Annotated in this window: 1 protein-coding gene; it reads left to right on the forward strand. The window is 69.9% G+C overall.

The genetic code is table 11. From position 1 onward, the window contains the following. Positions 1 to 235: 235 nt before the first annotated feature. Positions 236 to 1,441 carry an IS110 family transposase gene (locus tag I4Q55_RS48840; protein ID WP_206797881.1) on the forward strand — a complete coding sequence of 402 codons (1,206 nt, stop codon included), beginning with the start codon at positions 236 to 238 and terminating at the stop codon, positions 1,439 to 1,441. Positions 1,442 to 1,463 lie beyond the last annotated feature (22 nt).

Below are 1,463 nucleotides of genomic sequence, written 5' to 3' on the forward strand. Positions count from 1 at the left end.
GCCCCGTTACCTTTTTCGTAGTTCCTGATCAAGGAGCTGTGGTCGCCAGGCCCGGCATGACTCAGGCCCCCAGTCGCTCGCATGATCCGGGGGGTGGTGTCACCGGGTCTGGTGGCATCGAGGGACCGCTGAATAGGGACACGGCCGCCTTTGGGTAGGTCTCGTCGTAACGTGGGTGCCGGCCATCGATGCCCGACTCGGTGACCACGACGCGGCGAACGAAACGGCACAGTGGATGAGCAGCAGCTTCAGCGTGTTTCTCGGCCTGGACGTCGGCAAGGAAGCCCACCACGCGGTCGGCCTCGACCCCGACGGCAACCGGCTGCACGACGCCCCACTGCCCAACACCGAACCGAAACTGCGGGCCTTGTTCGCCAAGCTCGCCGCCCACGGGCCACTGCTGGTCGTGGTGGACCAGCCGGCCACGATCGGGGCGTTGCCGGTCGCGGTCGCCCGCGCCGCCGGGCACCAGGTCGCTTACCTGCCCGGACTGGCGATGCGCCGCATCGCCGACCTCTACCCCGGTCGCGCGAAGACCGACGCCCGGGATGCGTTCGTCATCGCCGACGCCGCCCGCTCGCTGCCCCACACGCTGCGCCCGGTCGATGTCGGTGACGAGGCCCTGGCCGAGCTGGAGGTGCTGGTCGGGTTCGACGACGACCTCGCCGGCGAAGCCACCCGCATCAGCAACCGCATCCGCGGCCTGCTCACCGGCATCCACCCCGCCCTCGAACACGCCATCGGCCCCAGAATCAGCCACCCCGCGGTGCTGGAGATCCTCTCCCGCTGCGGCGGCCCGACCGGGATCGCCAAGGCCGGCCGCCGCAAACTCACCGCGATCGCGAAGGTCCACGCGCCCCGGATGGGTGAGCGGCTGGTCGAGGCGATCATGGTCGCGCTGGCCGAGCAGACCGTCACCGTCCCGGGCACCGCCGCCGCCGACACGGTCTTGCCGCGGCTGGCCGACAGCTTGAAAACGGTTCTCCTGCAGCGGAAGCAGGTTGCTGAGCAGGTGGAGGGGATACTTGATGCGCACCCTCTTGCCGGGGTCCTGACCTCGATGCCCGGCATCGGCGTCAGGACCGCCGCCCGCATCCTCCTCGAAGTCGGCGACGCCGCCAACTTCGCCTCCTCCGGGCACCTGGCCGCCTACGCCGGCATCGCCCCAGTCACCCGCAGCTCCGGCACGTCGATCAAGGGCGAACATCCCGCTCGCACCGGCAACCGCCAGCTCAAACGCGCTTTCTTCCTCGCCGCATTCGCTGCCCTGTCCGACCCCACCAGCCGCGCCTACTACGACCGCAAACGAGCCGAGGGCAAGAAGCACAACGCCGCCCTCATCTGCCTCGCCCGCCGCCGCTGCGACGTCCTCTACGCCATGCTCCGCAACGGCACCCACTACCGGCATCCCGAACCCGCTCCGGCCCCCACTGCCGCTTGACAACCACATAGGGACACCCCCC

The organism is Amycolatopsis sp. MtRt-6, from assembly GCF_017308975.1.
GTDB lineage: Bacteria > Actinomycetota > Actinomycetes > Mycobacteriales > Pseudonocardiaceae > Amycolatopsis.